Source organism: Pelotomaculum sp. PtaB.Bin117, assembly GCF_002067195.1.
Classification (GTDB): Bacteria; Bacillota; Desulfotomaculia; order Desulfotomaculales; family Pelotomaculaceae; genus Pelotomaculum_D; species Pelotomaculum_D terephthalicicum.
The window spans coordinates 13,118-28,021 of sequence record NZ_MVQM01000170.1 but is presented as its reverse complement, the minus strand read 5'-3'; the positions used below and the strand labels follow the sequence as shown (position 1 = coordinate 28,021).

The 14,904-nt window shown below is 48.9% G+C and carries 17 protein-coding genes and 1 riboswitch; of the genes, 13 read left to right on the top strand and 4 right to left on the bottom strand.

The window, feature by feature from the left end; genetic code table 11:
* Positions 1 to 468: 468 nt before the first annotated feature.
* Entirely contained in the window at positions 469 to 981 is a 513-nt protein-coding gene (locus A4E54_RS14190) for a DUF3231 family protein (RefSeq protein WP_240084727.1), read from the bottom strand.
* A gap of 413 nt (positions 982 to 1,394) precedes the next feature.
* Complete coding sequence (locus A4E54_RS14185; RefSeq protein ID WP_240084728.1) at positions 1,395 to 1,592, bottom strand: cold shock domain-containing protein; 198 nt, start codon at positions 1,590 to 1,592, stop codon at positions 1,395 to 1,397.
* A gap of 266 nt (positions 1,593 to 1,858) precedes the next feature.
* On the opposite strand from A4E54_RS14185, the gene A4E54_RS14180 reads away from it, so the two are divergent.
* Together A4E54_RS14180 and A4E54_RS14175 are read left to right on the top strand one after the other, a co-directional pair.
* A complete protein-coding gene (locus A4E54_RS14180; RefSeq protein ID WP_240084729.1) occupies positions 1,859 to 2,005 on the top strand; it encodes a hypothetical protein in 147 nt (48 codons plus the stop codon).
* Positions 2,006 to 2,141: 136 nt separating this feature from the next.
* Entirely contained in the window at positions 2,142 to 3,065 is a 924-nt protein-coding gene (locus A4E54_RS14175) for a DUF2935 domain-containing protein (RefSeq protein WP_240084730.1), read from the top strand.
* A gap of 175 nt (positions 3,066 to 3,240) precedes the next feature.
* On the opposite strand, the gene A4E54_RS14170 is transcribed toward A4E54_RS14175, so the two are convergent.
* The gene (locus A4E54_RS14170) at positions 3,241 to 4,044 is read right to left on the bottom strand and encodes a hypothetical protein (protein WP_286726490.1); all 804 of its coding nucleotides are present in this window, start codon (positions 4,042 to 4,044) and stop codon (positions 3,241 to 3,243) included.
* Between the two features lie 258 nt (positions 4,045 to 4,302).
* Here A4E54_RS14170 and hypA point away from each other — a divergent pair, with 258 nt between their 5' ends.
* From hypA to A4E54_RS14120, 11 genes are all read left to right on the top strand, one after another.
* Entirely contained in the window at positions 4,303 to 4,716 is a 414-nt protein-coding gene (gene hypA / locus A4E54_RS14165; protein ID WP_286726489.1) for a hydrogenase nickel incorporation protein HypA, read from the top strand.
* On the top strand, positions 4,716 to 5,438 hold the full coding sequence (locus A4E54_RS14160) for a P-loop NTPase (RefSeq protein ID WP_240084733.1): 723 nt from the start codon (positions 4,716 to 4,718) through the stop codon (positions 5,436 to 5,438). Before hypA ends, A4E54_RS14160 begins: the two co-directional genes overlap by 1 nt.
* 21 nt (positions 5,439 to 5,459) lie before the next feature.
* A complete protein-coding gene (gene hypF / locus A4E54_RS14155) occupies positions 5,460 to 7,787 on the top strand; it encodes a carbamoyltransferase HypF (protein ID WP_240084734.1) in 2,328 nt (775 codons plus the stop codon).
* Positions 7,778 to 8,005 (top strand): HypC/HybG/HupF family hydrogenase formation chaperone, encoded by a 228-nt coding sequence (locus A4E54_RS14150; protein WP_240084735.1) that lies wholly within the window; start codon positions 7,778 to 7,780, stop codon positions 8,003 to 8,005. The genes hypF and A4E54_RS14150 overlap by 10 nt, the downstream gene beginning before the upstream one ends.
* On the top strand, positions 7,995 to 9,110 hold the full coding sequence (gene hypD / locus A4E54_RS14145) for a hydrogenase formation protein HypD (protein ID WP_240084736.1): 1,116 nt from the start codon (positions 7,995 to 7,997) through the stop codon (positions 9,108 to 9,110). Before A4E54_RS14150 ends, hypD begins: the two co-directional genes overlap by 11 nt.
* Positions 9,111 to 9,218: 108 nt before the next feature.
* Entirely contained in the window at positions 9,219 to 10,238 is a 1,020-nt protein-coding gene (gene hypE / locus A4E54_RS14140) for a hydrogenase expression/formation protein HypE (protein ID WP_240084737.1), read from the top strand.
* 14 nt (positions 10,239 to 10,252) lie between these two features.
* On the top strand, positions 10,253 to 10,735 hold the full coding sequence (locus tag A4E54_RS14135; protein ID WP_240084738.1) for a HyaD/HybD family hydrogenase maturation endopeptidase: 483 nt from the start codon (positions 10,253 to 10,255) through the stop codon (positions 10,733 to 10,735).
* A 34-nt stretch (positions 10,736 to 10,769) separates the two neighbouring features.
* Positions 10,770 to 10,899, top strand: a riboswitch (molybdenum cofactor riboswitch).
* 212 nt (positions 10,900 to 11,111) lie between these two features.
* Entirely contained in the window at positions 11,112 to 12,104 is a 993-nt protein-coding gene (locus A4E54_RS14130) for a hydrogenase small subunit (protein WP_240084739.1), read from the top strand.
* Positions 12,105 to 12,143: 39 nt separating this feature from the next.
* On the top strand, positions 12,144 to 13,592 hold the full coding sequence (locus tag A4E54_RS14125) for a nickel-dependent hydrogenase large subunit (protein ID WP_240084740.1): 1,449 nt from the start codon (positions 12,144 to 12,146) through the stop codon (positions 13,590 to 13,592).
* 206 nt (positions 13,593 to 13,798) lie between these two features.
* Positions 13,799 to 13,915 (top strand): acetate--CoA ligase family protein, encoded by a 117-nt coding sequence (locus A4E54_RS15825; protein ID WP_240084741.1) that lies wholly within the window; start codon positions 13,799 to 13,801, stop codon positions 13,913 to 13,915.
* A gap of 86 nt (positions 13,916 to 14,001) precedes the next feature.
* Positions 14,002 to 14,526 (top strand): DUF6125 family protein, encoded by a 525-nt coding sequence (locus tag A4E54_RS14120; RefSeq protein WP_240084742.1) that lies wholly within the window; start codon positions 14,002 to 14,004, stop codon positions 14,524 to 14,526.
* On the opposite strand, the gene A4E54_RS14115 is transcribed toward A4E54_RS14120, so the two are convergent.
* On the bottom strand, positions 14,516 to 14,845 hold the full coding sequence (locus A4E54_RS14115) for a hypothetical protein (protein ID WP_240084743.1): 330 nt from the start codon (positions 14,843 to 14,845) through the stop codon (positions 14,516 to 14,518). The genes A4E54_RS14120 and A4E54_RS14115 overlap by 11 nt on opposite strands.
* Positions 14,846 to 14,904 lie beyond the last annotated feature (59 nt).

Sequence of the window (14,904 nt, the reverse complement as noted above, 5' to 3'; positions counted from 1 at the left end):
CGGTGAAATGAAAGTGGCCCACGGTCTTGATAGAGCAGATACCGTGGGCCTTGTCGCTATGCGATTACAAACCTATTTCACGGCCTTTGTGGTGAATGTAAAAAGAATCGTGAAATTAAACGAACTAAAAGCGATATAATGTTGCAGCTTATTTTATTTTCAATACTATTTTGATGTTCAGATTGATTTTTAAATGAATATATATGCGCTGAAAAAGCCACCGCTTTATAAAATAGTGGCTTTTTCAGTGCCCTCGATTTGCAAGGTTTTTCCTAAAAAGTCCAAACTGCTCCAAAAGGGTTTTCTCGGTTTCCTAAACCGCGTGTCGGGAGTTCGAGTCTCTCCGGGCGCACCAATGAAATTAAGCAATGGCAAAGGGTTCCGAGACTGGAAGCTGTTGCCATTATCTTATGAAAAACAAAAATATAGTATGATGAAATAATCCTAATCATCAAATCTGGATTTAATTTATATGGTCGGGGGAGGACTGAGCCAGTTCTTTTTTCTGTGAAGTTTTATCATTGCATCAAAACCTTTATAATCATCGGTCAAGATATTCCAAATCAGGTTTCTGACGTCATCCCTTATTGAAGAGGTTAATGCCCGCATATCGAGGTTCAATCCAAGCCTGTAGACTTCTCTTAGACTGTTGGCAATCTCATCATCTTGAATTATAGTATTGGGTTCAATTTGCTTTCCTATAATATCAAGGTTTTTCCGTTGAGGTACAGAAGGTACCTCTATCCCTTCTTTGTGCATAAACTTCTGTAACTTTTCTATGTGGGGAATAATAAGCATTTCGACACCACTATTTATTGAATTTTTAAGTTCAATGTCTTTAGCCTGAGCTAAATAGCTCTCTATCAGAGTTAACCCAATTACCTTAAATCTGGTGATATCCCATAATCCTAATGCCTCTCCCCAATTCATTTTATTCAATTGCTGTTCTGAAAAAATATTGGTTAAATTTGTTAAGTTCAAGATTGCACCTTCCCCATCTTTTTTTATTTATTATTGCATATTACCTTAAGAATATAAGTTGTTTATCAAGTTTTTTGCTCACTGGCTTGGCACCGGCGCTGGTACAGAGTGACTAATAGCACTTTACAGGAGCAAAGGCCTTCTCTATTGCATTGCCGTGAGCCAGAGCTACCGCGCTATCGGTGTGAAACGGAGCTATTTATAGATTAAACTGGCAAAAAGATGGGAGACCTTAAACACAGTAGCTTTAGCCGAGGGTGTTCCACCTTAGAACATCCCTTTGTTTTAACTGGGGGTGTCGGTATAAACCCGATCTCAATTCGTCACCCGGTGAGAGAAAGGTAAAAATTAGAACAGCCGGTTGTTCCGGCTGTTCTAATCGATACAATTATATATAAAAGAAATCTTTTATCCTATAATTTTATCAAGTTGGTTGCTTGCGGCCCTTTATTACCCTGAACGATGTCAAACTCAACATTCTGTCCCTCATCCAGTGTTTTGAAGCCGTCTGCCTGAATTGCGGAAAAGTGAACAAAAACGTCATTCCCTTCAGGGGTTTCAATGAATCCGAAGCCTTTGTCCGCATTAAACCATTTTACTTTACCTGTCAAATATCTTACCTCCTAATACTACCTCAAATGAGGCGAATAACAACAGTATACACTTTTCCCAGAAAAAAGCAAGATAATTCCGAAGATTTTTTTACCTTGCCGCAAAATTAGGGGCGTTTAAATGACACCCCATCAAAACATCAAGACCAAAAGTCACCTTTCAGGAATAGTTTCCCATGGTATTATTAACCATTTCCACTCGAAAAACATATTATGTTTTAGACCGAGGTGCACCAGATAATTCAACCCGGAAGGAGGGAATTCAAATGGGATGCGGATATGGCGAGGAGAGGGAATGCAATTGCCGCCTTGAAATTAAGGACAGTATTGTTGTGATAATTTGCGGTGAGGTAGATGTTGATGGGTTAAGAAAAAGCCTTCAAACAGCTTTAGAAGTAAAAAACAGTAAATAAGGGTCTGTGGTCCTTCTGGAAAGCCGTGGCATATATAACATCACGGCTTTCTTATTAGCAATTTAAGAGGAGCAAATTATCAATAACAGGAAGAGGTTTATCTGCTAACGTAAGGGTTGGTGAAAGGAGATAAGTTATGTTTTCCAATGAAGATTTTATCAGGCAATCACTGGATTTGCACCTGTTCTTTTTAAGGATAATGAAGGAACACTCCTTCTTCCTGGAAGGAGGATTCACGCCTGTGTGTTCAAATTTGGCCAGTCAGGCGGATGCATTCAAGAAACAGTTTGAAGATTTATTAAAAGAGGCTGTGTCACTCGCCGACGGATTTATCAGCCCTGATGTTGCGTCTTCAGGGGAAATAGTCACTGAGTTCACACTAAACGCTGAGAAGGCATCAGAATTCTTCACCGGCATTACCATTGATACCAGTCTTACCACAGCGGAACTTGCTCTAACTAAGGGGATGCAACAATTAAATACTCAAATGCTGACTCAACGGGTTGTTGATTTAAACCAGAGAGCGATTACCATTACTCAAGATTTGATTAATTTTAAGACAATAGTGCTGAACGGTGTTTTGGCTTGTAGGCTTTTTACATTCAATTACCCGCTCTTAATTGACCATATTCGCAGGGAAGCGATATTGTTTGTTACTTTGCTCACAAGATTGCAACAAAGAGTAATGGTTGATATAGCAGGATTTGCAGTTGAGCAGGAATCTTTTTGGAACAGGATTATGGCCGAACATGCGAAGTTTATCAGAGGTCTTTTAGATCCTACCGAGGAGGCTTTATTTGAAATAGCCAATAATTTTGGGAAAGAGTTTGATGTGCTTACAGCAAGGGCACTGGCTACACACAACCAAGTTACTCTTTTACCTCCGGTTACCCGGGAAAGCTTAAATGCGACTGTAAGAATAAGGGATTTCAAGCGGCAAGGTACAGAGGGTATTCTAGCATGTAAAATCAGATCCATTATTCTGCCTCTATTAGGTGACCATGTGCTCCGGGAAGCAAATCATTACCTGCGATTATTAAAAACTTTTAGGACAGTTTAAATATAATGAGAGAATGGCTGGTTGAGCCGCCCCGGTCATTGACCGGAAGGAACTGGTTGATGACCCGGGGTACTGAGAAATGCGATTAATATAGTATAGTGGTTTGGTATAAAAAAGAGCCCGCGGGCTCTTAATGTTAAACGACAGATATAATTTATAATCGTATGTTTTACCATTATTTGTTATCTTTATCTTCTTTAACCGAGAAATCCATTGGCGGCATATGGGTTTCCTGCGCCATTCCGGATACCATGCCTGGTGACTGCACCGGCGCTTCCGCAAACTGCGCGCCGGGGAAGTATGGACTTCCGGGAGCACCACTTGGGGAGCCCACCTGAGGTCCAGCTACGCCGATAAATTGCTGACCTGGGCAGGCGAAGCCGCCTAGTACGCCGCACTGTGAACCACCAAATTGGAAGGGTCCGCAAGGCAACCCAAATTGAAATGGTCCACAAGGCTGCCCGAACTGGAAGGGTCCACATCCGAACACAAAAGGTCGGCAGCCGAATTGGAAAGGCCCGCAGGGCTGCCCGAACTGAAATGGGCCGCAGAGGAATATCGGGCATCCGCCGCCGGCTGAGGGAGGACCAGGAACGTATCTGCCCGGACAGGCAAATGAAAACGAACAGAGATCCGGTGGCCTGCAGATATAACTCTGACGGCAAGTGAAAGCAGGAAAGCCGGTGCAGGCAATTTCCGCTTGTGGATCGCTGCCCATAAATTGAGCGCCGGTACAAGCAATTTGCTCCTTGTAATCTCTTAATTTTTGCGCGAAAACCTCCATATTTTCTTCGCTTAGAGAACGTTTTAAGGGTTCCCAGATAATTTGGACAGTGCTGATGGGAATTGTCCCAACGCCACTATCGGTTTCAAAACTTACGAATTCCTGGTCGATTGCTATGACTGCGCCATTAAGTATTCTTCCATTGGTAAGTTCAAGTATAATTTTCTTGCCTTTATTGGCTTTAAGTCGCGCCAACAATTAGAGTCCACTCCTTTCATGGATATTTCATCCTACTATGTAAGTTTATGTTGCAATTAGTTAATTGGTTAATATTTATGAATCGCTGACGGCAGGAATTTTTACTGCACTGGTCGAATTATATTTGTTTGTGCCGCGTATTGGGTACCCGGCCGTTAGGGCGCGTTTAGAAAAAAAGGGCTGTATCCTTTTTGTATACAGTCTTTCGGGTTATAATAGACTCAAGTATTAAAGCAACTGCAAGGATGTGTTAAAGTGCATGAGTGGGCGTTGGCGGAATCGATAGTGTTTACCGTTAATGAAGAGGCTGCTAAAGAAAAGCTTAAAGATATAACCATGGTTAAAGTCAAAGTGGGTGAATTGCAGCAAATAGAATTGGATATATTTAAGTTTGCCCTGGAAAATGTCCTGCCATTATCCAGCATACCGCTAAATATGGCCAGGATAGATATTGAGATTGATGAAAGCACTTTGAAATGCAATGTTTGTCGGAATGAGTGGAATTTTCGGGATGCCGCCGGCAAGCTGCCGGAAGAAGAGTCGGAAGCGATTCATTTTATTCCGGAAGTGGCGCACATTTATATGAGGTGTCCCCGCTGCGGCAGTCCTGATTTTGAGATTGCCAAAGGGCGCGGGGTCTGGATAGATTACATCGAAGGGGAGAGATAATGGACCCCAGGCTAAATATCATTGATAAAAGATTTGAGAATGTTAAAAGAATAATCGCCGTATCAGGGGGGAAAGGGGGCATCGGCAAAAGCCTGACTGCTTCCGCCCTGGCCCTGCTCTTGACAAAACAGGGCTTCCGGACCGGCCTGCTGGACCTGGACTTTTGCGGGCCTTCCGATCATGTGATCCTGGGCATTGAAGGGGTTTTCCCGGAAGAGGACAAGGGAATTATTCCCCCGGAGGTTCTCGGCATCAGGTTCATGTCGATTACTTATTTTGCCGGCTACAATCCTGTCCCGCTGCGGGGGAGCGAAGTTTCCAACGCGATTATAGAACTGCTCGCGATAACCAGGTGGAACGAGTTGGATTTCTTAATCATCGACATGCCGCCGGGTACCGGTGATCCGGCCCTGGATATTATCCGTTTGATTAAAAGGGTGGAGTTTCTCATTGTTACCACCCAGTCGCGGGTAGCCCTGGCAGTGGCGAAAAAAGAGCTGCAAGTGCTTAAGGAGCTTGGGATACCTGTGGCCGGTGTGCTTGAAAATATGCGGTTAAAAGAACAGTCAGCCGTAAAGGAAGAGTTGAGTTGTTTCGAGGTTCCCTTTTTAGGCTCAATATTGTTTGATTATAGCCTCGAAGATGCTCTTGGAGACCCGCTTAAACTGCTGAAAACGGATTTTGCTGTTGAATTGGAGAAAATAGTGAAGGCTCTGTGCTGAAGATTTGGGGGATTGGCGGCAGTGACGCGACAGGTTCAACCCGGGGATAAGACAGTTATACGCTACCGCGTTGTGATTAAAGGCGTTGTGCAGGGGGTGGGTTTCCGCCCCTTTGTTTATAACCTCGCGCAAGCCTGGGGGATCAAGGGCAGTGTGCTGAACTCCAGCCGGGGAGTTGTGATCGAAGCGGAGGGCGAAGAAGACCATATTGCCGGCTTTTTAAGCGAATTAAAAAATAACCCGCCCCGGCTTTCCATGATCAGCGATTGCCAGCTGAGCAAAATGCCGTCGGCCGGCTATACTTCTTTTGTTATTCTGCCAAGCAGCCCCGGCGAAGAGAAGGAGGCGCTCGTACCTCCGGATGTGGCCATATGCGCGGACTGCGCCAGAGAGATTGTTGACAGGAAGAACCGGCATTATCGGTATCCTTTTACCAACTGTACAAATTGCGGCCCACGCTTTACCATTATTAATGAGGTTCCCTACGACCGGCCCAAGACCTCCATGGCGTCTTTCAGCATGTGCGGCCAGTGCGCCCGGGAATATCATGACCCGGCGGACAGAAGGTTTCACGCGCAGCCGACAGCCTGTCCCGTTTGCGGGCCGCGCGTGGAAGTGCTGGACAGCAACGCGGGAAGGGTAGCCGGGCAGGAAAACTGGCTGCAAACCTGCTGGGATGTTTTGCGGGCTGGAAGCATCCTCGCGATAAAAGGACTCGGCGGCTATCACCTGACCTGTGACGCGAAGAATACGGAGGCTGTAAAGGCTTTGCGCCGGCGTAAAGGAAGAGACGCCAAGCCTTTCGCCGTGATGTGCCGGGACCTGGAGACTGTGCAAAAATACTGTGCGGCCGGGGAAAAAGAGAAAGAGCTATTAATTTCCCCGCTGGCGCCGATCGTCATTTTAAAGAAACATTTACCGGTAAAGCCCGACAGGGCCTTGCCGGAAGAACTCGCGCCCGGTTTAAAAACTTTGGGAGTGATGTTGCCGTACACGCCGCTGCACCTGCTTTTATTCAGCGGGCCTTTCGATGTGCTGGTCATGACCAGCGGGAATTACAGCGATCTGCCCCTGGTTAAAGACAACAGCCGGGCGGCGGACGAGCTCGGCGGCATTGCCGATTACTTTCTTCAGCACAACAGAGAAATAGTCAACCGCTGCGATGATTCCCTGATCCGGGTTGTTGACGGGGAAACCCAGATCTACCGCCGCTCGCGGGGTTATGTTCCGCATCCCGTGCTGGTGTCCCGCCGCGGGGATGAGCCGGTTATCCTGGGGATCGGCGGGGAGATGAAAAACAGCTTTTGCCTGCTCAAGAAAAACCTTGCTTTTATGAGCCAGTACATTGGGGAAATTGACAGCCTGGCAGGAGAGGAAAATCTCTTAACCAGTTTTTTCAATATGCGCAAATTAACTGACGCAACCCCGGAAATCGTGGCCTATGACGCTCATCCGGGCTACGCTTCCGCCCGGGTGGCCCGCCAAATTCCGGCGCGGGCTTATTTCGCGGTGCAGCACCACCATGCCCACCTGGCCAGTTGTCTGGCCGAAAACGGTTTGGAAAACGAAGAAGTGCTTGGGGCGGTCCTTGACGGCACCGGCTACGGCACGGATGGCCGCCTTTGGGGGTTTGAGATTCTCAGCGGGAACTATGATCATTTTCAGCGCTGGTTTCACCTGGCTTATGTTCCCCTGCCCGGCGGCGAGGCGGCCATCCGCCAGCCCTGGCGCACGGCGGTGGCTTACCTGCTGGCTTTTCTGGGCGGAGAAGGAGAAGAGTACGCCAGGATGATTTTCCCGGAGAAAAATCTTGATGTTATCGGAAAAATGGTGAGCAGCGGCTTTAATTCCCCGTTATCTTCAGGCTGCGGCCGGCTTTTTGACGCCGTGTCCGCTCTTTTGGGCGTATGCCGGGAAAGCACTTATGAGGGACAGGCGGCCGTGGAGTTGGGGGAAGCGGTCTCGGAACAGGCGGACGATAACGATATTCGACCTTATCCTTACGAAATTGGAGAAGGAATAATCCTCCCGGGTAAAATGCTGGCGGCAATAATAAATGATAAAATGGCCGGAATGCCGGTGCAGTTGATATCCGCCAGGTTTCACCGGACCCTGGCGAACATGGTCGGTGAAGCGGTAGAGCGGGTATCTGCCGCCACCGGCATCAATAAAGTTGCTTTGAGCGGCGGAACATGGCAAAACCAGCACCTGTTCCGGGCTGCAAAAGAAGAGCTCAGCGCACGCGGGTTGAAAGTGCTGTTTCACCGGCAGGTGCCGGCCAATGACGGCGGAATAGCTTTGGGGCAAGCCATGATTGCGCACTGGAGGTGGCGGGAAAAATGTGTTTAGGCATACCGGGCAAAGTGGTGGAAGTTAACCGGTCGGAGAGTTGGGCTGTTGTGGAGAGTTTCGGGGTGCGTAAGAAAGTGGATATCGCTTTGATTGATGAGGACCTCGTTCCGGGAGATTATCTGATGGTGCATGCGGGTTACGCGATTGGGAAAATCGACTTGGAGGATGCTCAAATCTCCCTGGAGCTGTGGGAGGAGATATTGCATGCTGAATAAACTGCGCGACCCGGAGTTGGGCAAAAGGATACTGGCCAAACTGGTTCCCCTGGCTCAAGAAGTTGCCGGCCATTTGGGACGGCCCGCGATATTTATGGAAGTTTGCGGCACGCATACCATGGCGATTGCCAGAAGCGGTTTAAGAAGCCTGCTGGCCGGCAGCCTGGAACTGAGAAGCGGGCCGGGTTGCCCGGTTTGTGTCACCAGTCAGGGAGACATAGACAGGGTTATAGCCCTTGCCGCTGCCCGGCACGATTTGGTTATCGGCACTTTCGGGGACATGATGCGGGTGCCGGGCACAAACTCCTCACTTGAACAGGAGCGGGCTCGCGGCGCACGGGTGGAAATATTTTACTCGCCTGCGGAGGCGGTGACCTTTGCCGCCGGACATCCCCAAGATGAAGTGGTTTTCCTGGGGGTCGGCTTCGAAACTACCGCGCCCGCCGTCGCTTTAAGCGTGGCCGCGGCCAGCAGCCGCGGCCTGGAAAACTATGCGGTGCTGTCTTTTCACAAGACGGTTCCGCTGGTCCTGGAGAATTTGCTGAGCGATCCGGAATTAAAAATTGACGGGCTGCTCCTGCCGGGGCATGTGTGCACGGTAACGGGGAGAAGGGCTTTTGATTTTGTCGCGACGAAGTATAATGTGCCGGCTGTTGTGGCCGGGTTCGAGCCGGTTGATCTGATGAAGGCGGTTTATTTGCTGCTGAAGCAGGTTGCCGGCGGCCGGGCTGAAACCGTCAACGGCTACCCGCGCCTGGTCCGGGAAGAAGGGAATAATAAAGCGAAAGAGATCATGAGAGAATATTTTGAGCCGGTAAATGTTCAATGGCGCGGCTTCGGCGAGGTCCCGCAAAGCGGCCTGGCGCTGCGGGACAGTTTTTCTTTTTATGACGCGGCTGTAAGGTTTCCGGTTGATGTTGCAGAATCCCCGCCGCCCAGGGGCTGTGCCTGCGGCGATGTCCTGAAGGGGAAAATAGTTTCGTCTGATTGCCCGTTATTTGCCAGGAAATGCACTCCTTTGCAGCCGGTGGGGCCATGTATGGTTTCCACGGAAGGAGCGTGCGCCGCTTATTATCAATACGAGTGGCCCAAGGCGGAGGTTTAGCTGATACATATCGGAAGTCAGGAGTCAGAAGGGAACGCCTGAATTCTGTTCTGAAATAAATAGATTCCATTTGATGGTGATGCAAAGATACTGACAGGGAGTGAAGAAATGGCTGAAGAAAAAGACAGGGACATCGTTTTGCTCTCCCACGGAGACGGGGGACTGCTCACCCACCAACTCCTGCGGGATTTTTTCTTGCGGTACTTTAAAAATGATTTGCTCGACAGTTTAACTGACGCGGCCGTTTTTTCTTCGGAACCGGGGCGGATGGCGATCAGCACCGACGCGTTCGTGGTGGATCCGGTTTTTTTCCCGGGCGGCGACATCGGCAAGCTGGCTGTTTGCGGCACGATTAACGATTTGGCGGTAAGCGGGGCGCAGCCGCTTTACCTGACCGCCTCTTTTATTATAGAAGAGGGTTTCTCATTCGCCGACTTGGAGAAAATAATCGCCTCCATGGCGCGCACCTGCCGCGACGCCGGTGTGCAAATAATCGCCGGAGACACTAAAGTCGTCGGCCGTGGGCAGGCGGACAAGGTTTATATAACGACAACGGGAGTTGGCTACCTGCTGCCCGGGGCCAATTTGGGCTACCAGCGTTTGGAGCCCGGCGACAAGGTGCTGGTTAACGGCTGCCTGGGCAATCACGGCCTGTCCATATTGCTGCAGCGGGAGGCGCTCGGCCTGGACAGCCAGGTTGTCAGCGACTGCGCCCCGCTAAGCATAATCATTACAGAGATGCTGAAGCGATTTAAAGGGATCAAGCTGATGCGCGATTTAACCAGGGGCGGCTTGGCTACCAACGCGAAAGAAATCGCCATGTCCGCGGGAGTGGATTTCTGGCTGGACGAGGCGGCTTTGCCGGTGGAAGACAATGTTAAAGGCATTACCGAACTGCTTGGTCTGGACCCCCTCTACCTGGCTAACGAGGGTAAATTTCTCGTGGTAGTGGCGGCGGGAGAAGCGGATGAGCTCTTGAGATATCTCAGGCAAGACTTGTCGGCGGAGTATGCCTGCCGGATCGGCGATATCCAGGCCGGGAAAGGAAATGTTTATTTAAGGACCGCGCTGGGAGGCGCCAGACAGCTAAATATGATGGCCGGCGCACCCCTGCCGCGCATCTGTTGATGGGGAGGTGTTTTATGGCCGGAGAAAAAAGGATTGTGGTCATTGGTGTGGGCAACTTGCTGCTTGGTGACGAGGGAGCCGGCATTCACGCGGTTAACGAACTGAAAAAAGATTCTTTCCCTGCCAATGTGGAAATAGTGGACGGCGGTACGGCGGGGATTGATTTGCTGTATTGGCTGGAGGACGCCGACTATGCCATTATCATCGACTGCCTGGAAGCCGGGGAGGAACCGGGCGCCATATTTCGCATACCTGCGGAGGAAATAGCTTTTAACTCTTCCGGGCAAATTATCTCCCTGCACGATTTGAATCTGCAAGAGGTGTTTTACGCGGCGGACAAGCTCGGAAAATTGCCGCCGACAGTTATTTACGGTATTCAACCGGGGGAAATCGCCTTTAGTGAGCAACTTTCCCCTGCGGTCAATGAGGCACTGCCTTCCCTGGTGCGTTTAATTAAAAAGGAGATTGACCAGACGACAAATTTTTTTATTAAATAAAAGGGAAAAAACTTTTTTTAGCGAATTAAAAATAAAATATAATATTCTCCGAGTCATGTATCCTTGACCTTGGGTTTGGATGCCTGACCATGGCCGCCGGCCATCGGGTATACCGGGAAACTGGTATGCCTCCTGTTACGGAAAGGAGAGCATGGTTTAACATTCTATGCTTATAAGTGAGCGTTAGTTTTATCGGCAGTTACCGTTTAGTTGTGCTCATTTGCAAGTGAGGTAAACTTTGCCCTTTTTTCAGTGAGGCAAAGTTTTTTGTTATCTTTTTTCTGATAAAGAAATTTAACTCTTCTTGGGCGGGAGGTGCAGACCCATTTTTTAATATTTTTATTTATTATATAACTATTTAAGGAGGGAGAAGGATTTGGGTTTAACACGGCGTGAATTTATTAAACTCTGCATGACTTCGGCAGCCGGGGCAAGTCTAATCACTATGCTTGGGCCCGAACTCGAAGAAACACTGGCCTTCGCGGCCGACGGCAAACCTCCGGTAATCTGGCTGCAGGGAGCCAGCTGTACGGGGTGCTCCATTTCATTGCTGAACAGTGTTGAGCCGGCGATTGAAAAGGTGCTGCTAGATGTGATTAGTTTAAGATACCATCCTAATATTAGTGCCGGGCAAGGTCATCTTGTCGCGGAGGTTTTTGATGAAATGGCGCAAAAATACAATAATCAGTTCATCCTAGTGGTTGAAGGCGGCATTCCCACCAAGGAGAAGGGTGTATACTGCACCATCGCGGAGAAAAACAACAAAGAATTAACCATGCTGGAGGCTGTGACTACCCTTGGCATGACGGCCAAAGCCGTTATCGCGGCCGGCAGCTGCGCCTCATATGGCGGTATCCCCGCCGCGGCGCCCAATCCTACCGGGGTGGTGGGTGTGAATCAAGTGGTTAAAGATAAACCGGTCATTAACCTTTCTTTATGCCCGATGCATCCCGATCATTTCCTGGGTACGGTTGTTTATGTGTTGAAATACGGTAAAATCCCTGAATTGGACAAGTTCGGACGTCCCAAGATGTTCTATCCTGAACCGATTCACGATAATTGTTACCGGCGGCAGTACTTTGATGCCGGTAGATTCGCCCAGCATATCGGCGATGAAGGGTGTCTGGCTTTTTTGGGCTGCAAGGGTTTTGTGGCCACGTCGGACTGCTATAAGCGAGGCTGGAACAATAATGTGAACTGGTGCATAAAAGCCGGAGCTCCGTGTCAGGCTTGTTCAGAACCTACTTTTCCTGATCAAAGCGCGCCTTTCTACGGCGTATATCCCCTGACGAATAAAGAAAAGGTTACTTACGCGCCGGTTGTGCCGAACCTGAAAATAGAATTTCCGGAAAAGAAGAAAACTAGCTAGTTAAGGCAATACTAGTTTGATAGGGGTGAAAAGTATAAAGTGGCACAACGAATTATAATTGATCCGGTAACCCGGATTGAAGGACACTTGAAAATTGAAGTGGAAGTAGACGGCGGAAAAGTTATTGACGCCAAGTCAAGCGGGACATTATTCAGGGGACTCGAACTAATTCTAAACGGCCGCGATCCCCGCGACGCCTGTCATATTATGCAGCGGATTTGCGGGGTTTGCCCGATTGCCCACGGCACGGCCTCGATGCTGTGTCTTGATGACGCTTTTGGCGTAAAGCCCCCGCCGAACGGCAGGATCGTCCGCAATTTAATCCAGGGGGCGAATTATTTACAGTCCCATATATTGCATTTTTATCACCTGGCGGCTTTGGATTATGTCAAGGGTCCTGATACGGCGCCTTTTATCCCCCGTTATGAGGGCGATTACCGCCTGCCGAAAGCTATTAACGACCTGGCGGTGCAGCATTACATCAAGGCTCTGGACATCCGCAAAAAAGCGCAGGAGATGCTGGCGGTCTTTGGGGCCAAAATGCCCCACGTCACGGTGTTTACCGCGGGCGGCGTGACTGAAACGGTGACGGCTGAAAAAATCACCCAGTTCAGGCAGTATCTGCGGGAAATAACCGCTTTCGTTGATGACGTGTATATTCCGGATGTGCTGGCGGTGGCGGGAGTCTACGGCGATGACGGGTTCAGCATCGGGACAGGCTGTAAGAACATGCTGTCCTACGGCGGGATCAGGCTGACCGATGAAGATGATCCGGACGGGCAAAAACAGTTGTTTAGGCGCGGCCGCTATATCAACGGCCAGTTCTTGCCGGTTGACGAGAAGAAGATAACTGAAGAAGTAAAGTATTCCTGGTTCAATGACAGCACTACCGGCAAGTATCCCGGGGAAGGGATGACCGAACCGGCTCCCGGCAAGAAGGGCGCATATTCCTGGTTAAAGGCGCCGCGTTACGAAGGAACGCCGTATGAAGTGGGACCGCTGGCCCGCCAGATTGTAAATAAACAAAAAGAAGTTATCGATTTGGGGGAAAAAGGTTTTTCAGTGCTTGGGCGGCATTTCGCGCGCGCTTTGGAATCCGGTCAGGTTGCCCATGCCATGTCCGGGTGGTTGGATCAATTGGTGCCCGGAGAGCCGGCCTTCGCGCCGTTTAACGTCCCTAAAGAAGGGTCCGGCGTGGGGTTACATGAGGCTCCGCGCGGCGCTCTGGGGCACTGGATTACGGTTAAGGACTACCGTATCGGAAACTACCAGGCAGTTGTGCCGACTACCTGGAATGGCGGGCCCAGGGATGACAAAGGGCAGCGTGGGCCGATAGAAGAGGCTCTGGTGGGCTCCCCGGTCAAGGACGCGGACAATCCGATTGAATTGGTGCGCATAGTCCGCGCCTTTGACCCCTGCATTGCCTGCGCCGTGCACGTTCTTGAAGTGAAAGGCGTTTCTAAAGAAGTAAAAAGCTTCAGGATCTAAAAATAGTGCTGAAGCATGCGTGATGGATAAGAAGAGGCGTGTGGTTTTTCCATACGCCTTTCTTCTTAACTGTCCGGGGCCTGCATTGCCTATCACGATCATGTGCTTCAAATACTTGAATTGCTCCTTTACTTCCATAAATAACGGCAACACGCTCTCGTGAACGATCGCTGCTTTGGCGCGGCTGTCGTTTTGTAGTAAAAGAAATGCCGGAGATTTGTGAACTGGATTTCAATCCGGTATTAGCCTATCCTGATCAATGTTTGGTAGTTGACGCGCGCGTGATATTATCGAGTGAGCTAGCGCCTGTGTCCACTGCCTAATTAATAACTTTCCACTTTTCGTTGAATAGTGCCACTCAGATGTTATAATATTGTTTAATTAGATCATTGTAGCGGAGGTTTATTCCATGAAGTTGGATGGCTTGAAGACGCTCGAATTATTTAGTAAAGAAGAATTAATAGCACTGGTCCAGGATATGTCCAAGCGCTGGCTGGCACACGATGGTGTTTGGTTCCAGTGTGTGGAGAATAAGTATGGCATGGAAGAGGCTGTTGAAATGGATGCCCAGGCATGGGATAGATTCGCTCAGATAGAAGCCGTCAGGATCATGAAATTACACAAGATTCCACCGAACGGAGGCTTGCCCGCCCTGGTAAAAGCGCTGCAATTAAGACAGTACTCTTTTCTCAATGAAAAGGAAATTGTGGAACTAAGCGAAAATAAATTGATTTACCGAATGACCACCTGCCGGGTGCAAGCGACAAGGAAGTGGAAGGGCATGCCTAATTTTCCATGCAAGCCGGTGGGTATTATTGAATACTCCGGTTTTGCGAGCACTGTTGACTCCCGCATCAAGACTCGTTGTCTAACTTGTCATCCGGACAACGACCATGCGGATGAATATAACTGTGAGTGGGAATTTACAATATGAAAAAGAGCTTATTTGTTTCTTGAATTTTTTTAGCCAAGCCGGCTATGACATCTTGCATGGTATTATCCAGCTTTTGATACATAAATCCGGCAAAAGGTATGTTGTCGTAGCTTTTTTTCCAGGAAAAATACACCGGTATTTGCAGGGGAATGCTGTCAATATTTACACTAATAGTTATTTCTTTGCCTGAAGCCAGAGTTTTCTCAAGTTTAGGCACGAGATAGACCATTACCCCGCCTGCTGAAAAATTTATCAAAGCGGTCTGGGCGGCGAGATTGTCTGCGATAAACAACACGTTTGCCGCATAGGGTGCGCGCAAGAATTGTCTCTCCTGTGTCTTTGTGAAATTTTTCGGGATGGCAAAACCATAAAATTTAT

What these genes read in the sequence shown, in the direction of transcription:
- A4E54_RS14180 (WP_240084729.1), top strand. Translation starts at nt 1,859, where the DNA reads ATGGGATGCGGATATGGCGAGGAGAGGGAATGCAATTGCCGCCTTGAA.
- A4E54_RS14175 (WP_240084730.1), top strand. Translation starts at nt 2,142, where the DNA reads ATGTTTTCCAATGAAGATTTTATCAGGCAATCACTGGATTTGCACCTG.
- A4E54_RS14160 (WP_240084733.1), top strand. Translation starts at nt 4,716, where the DNA reads ATGGACCCCAGGCTAAATATCATTGATAAAAGATTTGAGAATGTTAAA.
- A4E54_RS14150 (WP_240084735.1), top strand. Translation starts at nt 7,778, where the DNA reads ATGTGTTTAGGCATACCGGGCAAAGTGGTGGAAGTTAACCGGTCGGAG.
- hypD (WP_240084736.1), top strand. Translation starts at nt 7,995, where the DNA reads ATGCTGAATAAACTGCGCGACCCGGAGTTGGGCAAAAGGATACTGGCC.
- hypE (WP_240084737.1), top strand. Translation starts at nt 9,219, where the DNA reads ATGGCTGAAGAAAAAGACAGGGACATCGTTTTGCTCTCCCACGGAGAC.
- A4E54_RS14135 (WP_240084738.1), top strand. Translation starts at nt 10,253, where the DNA reads ATGGCCGGAGAAAAAAGGATTGTGGTCATTGGTGTGGGCAACTTGCTG.
- A4E54_RS15825 (WP_240084741.1), top strand. Translation starts at nt 13,799, where the DNA reads ATGCCGGAGATTTGTGAACTGGATTTCAATCCGGTATTAGCCTATCCT.
- A4E54_RS14120 (WP_240084742.1), top strand. Translation starts at nt 14,002, where the DNA reads ATGAAGTTGGATGGCTTGAAGACGCTCGAATTATTTAGTAAAGAAGAA.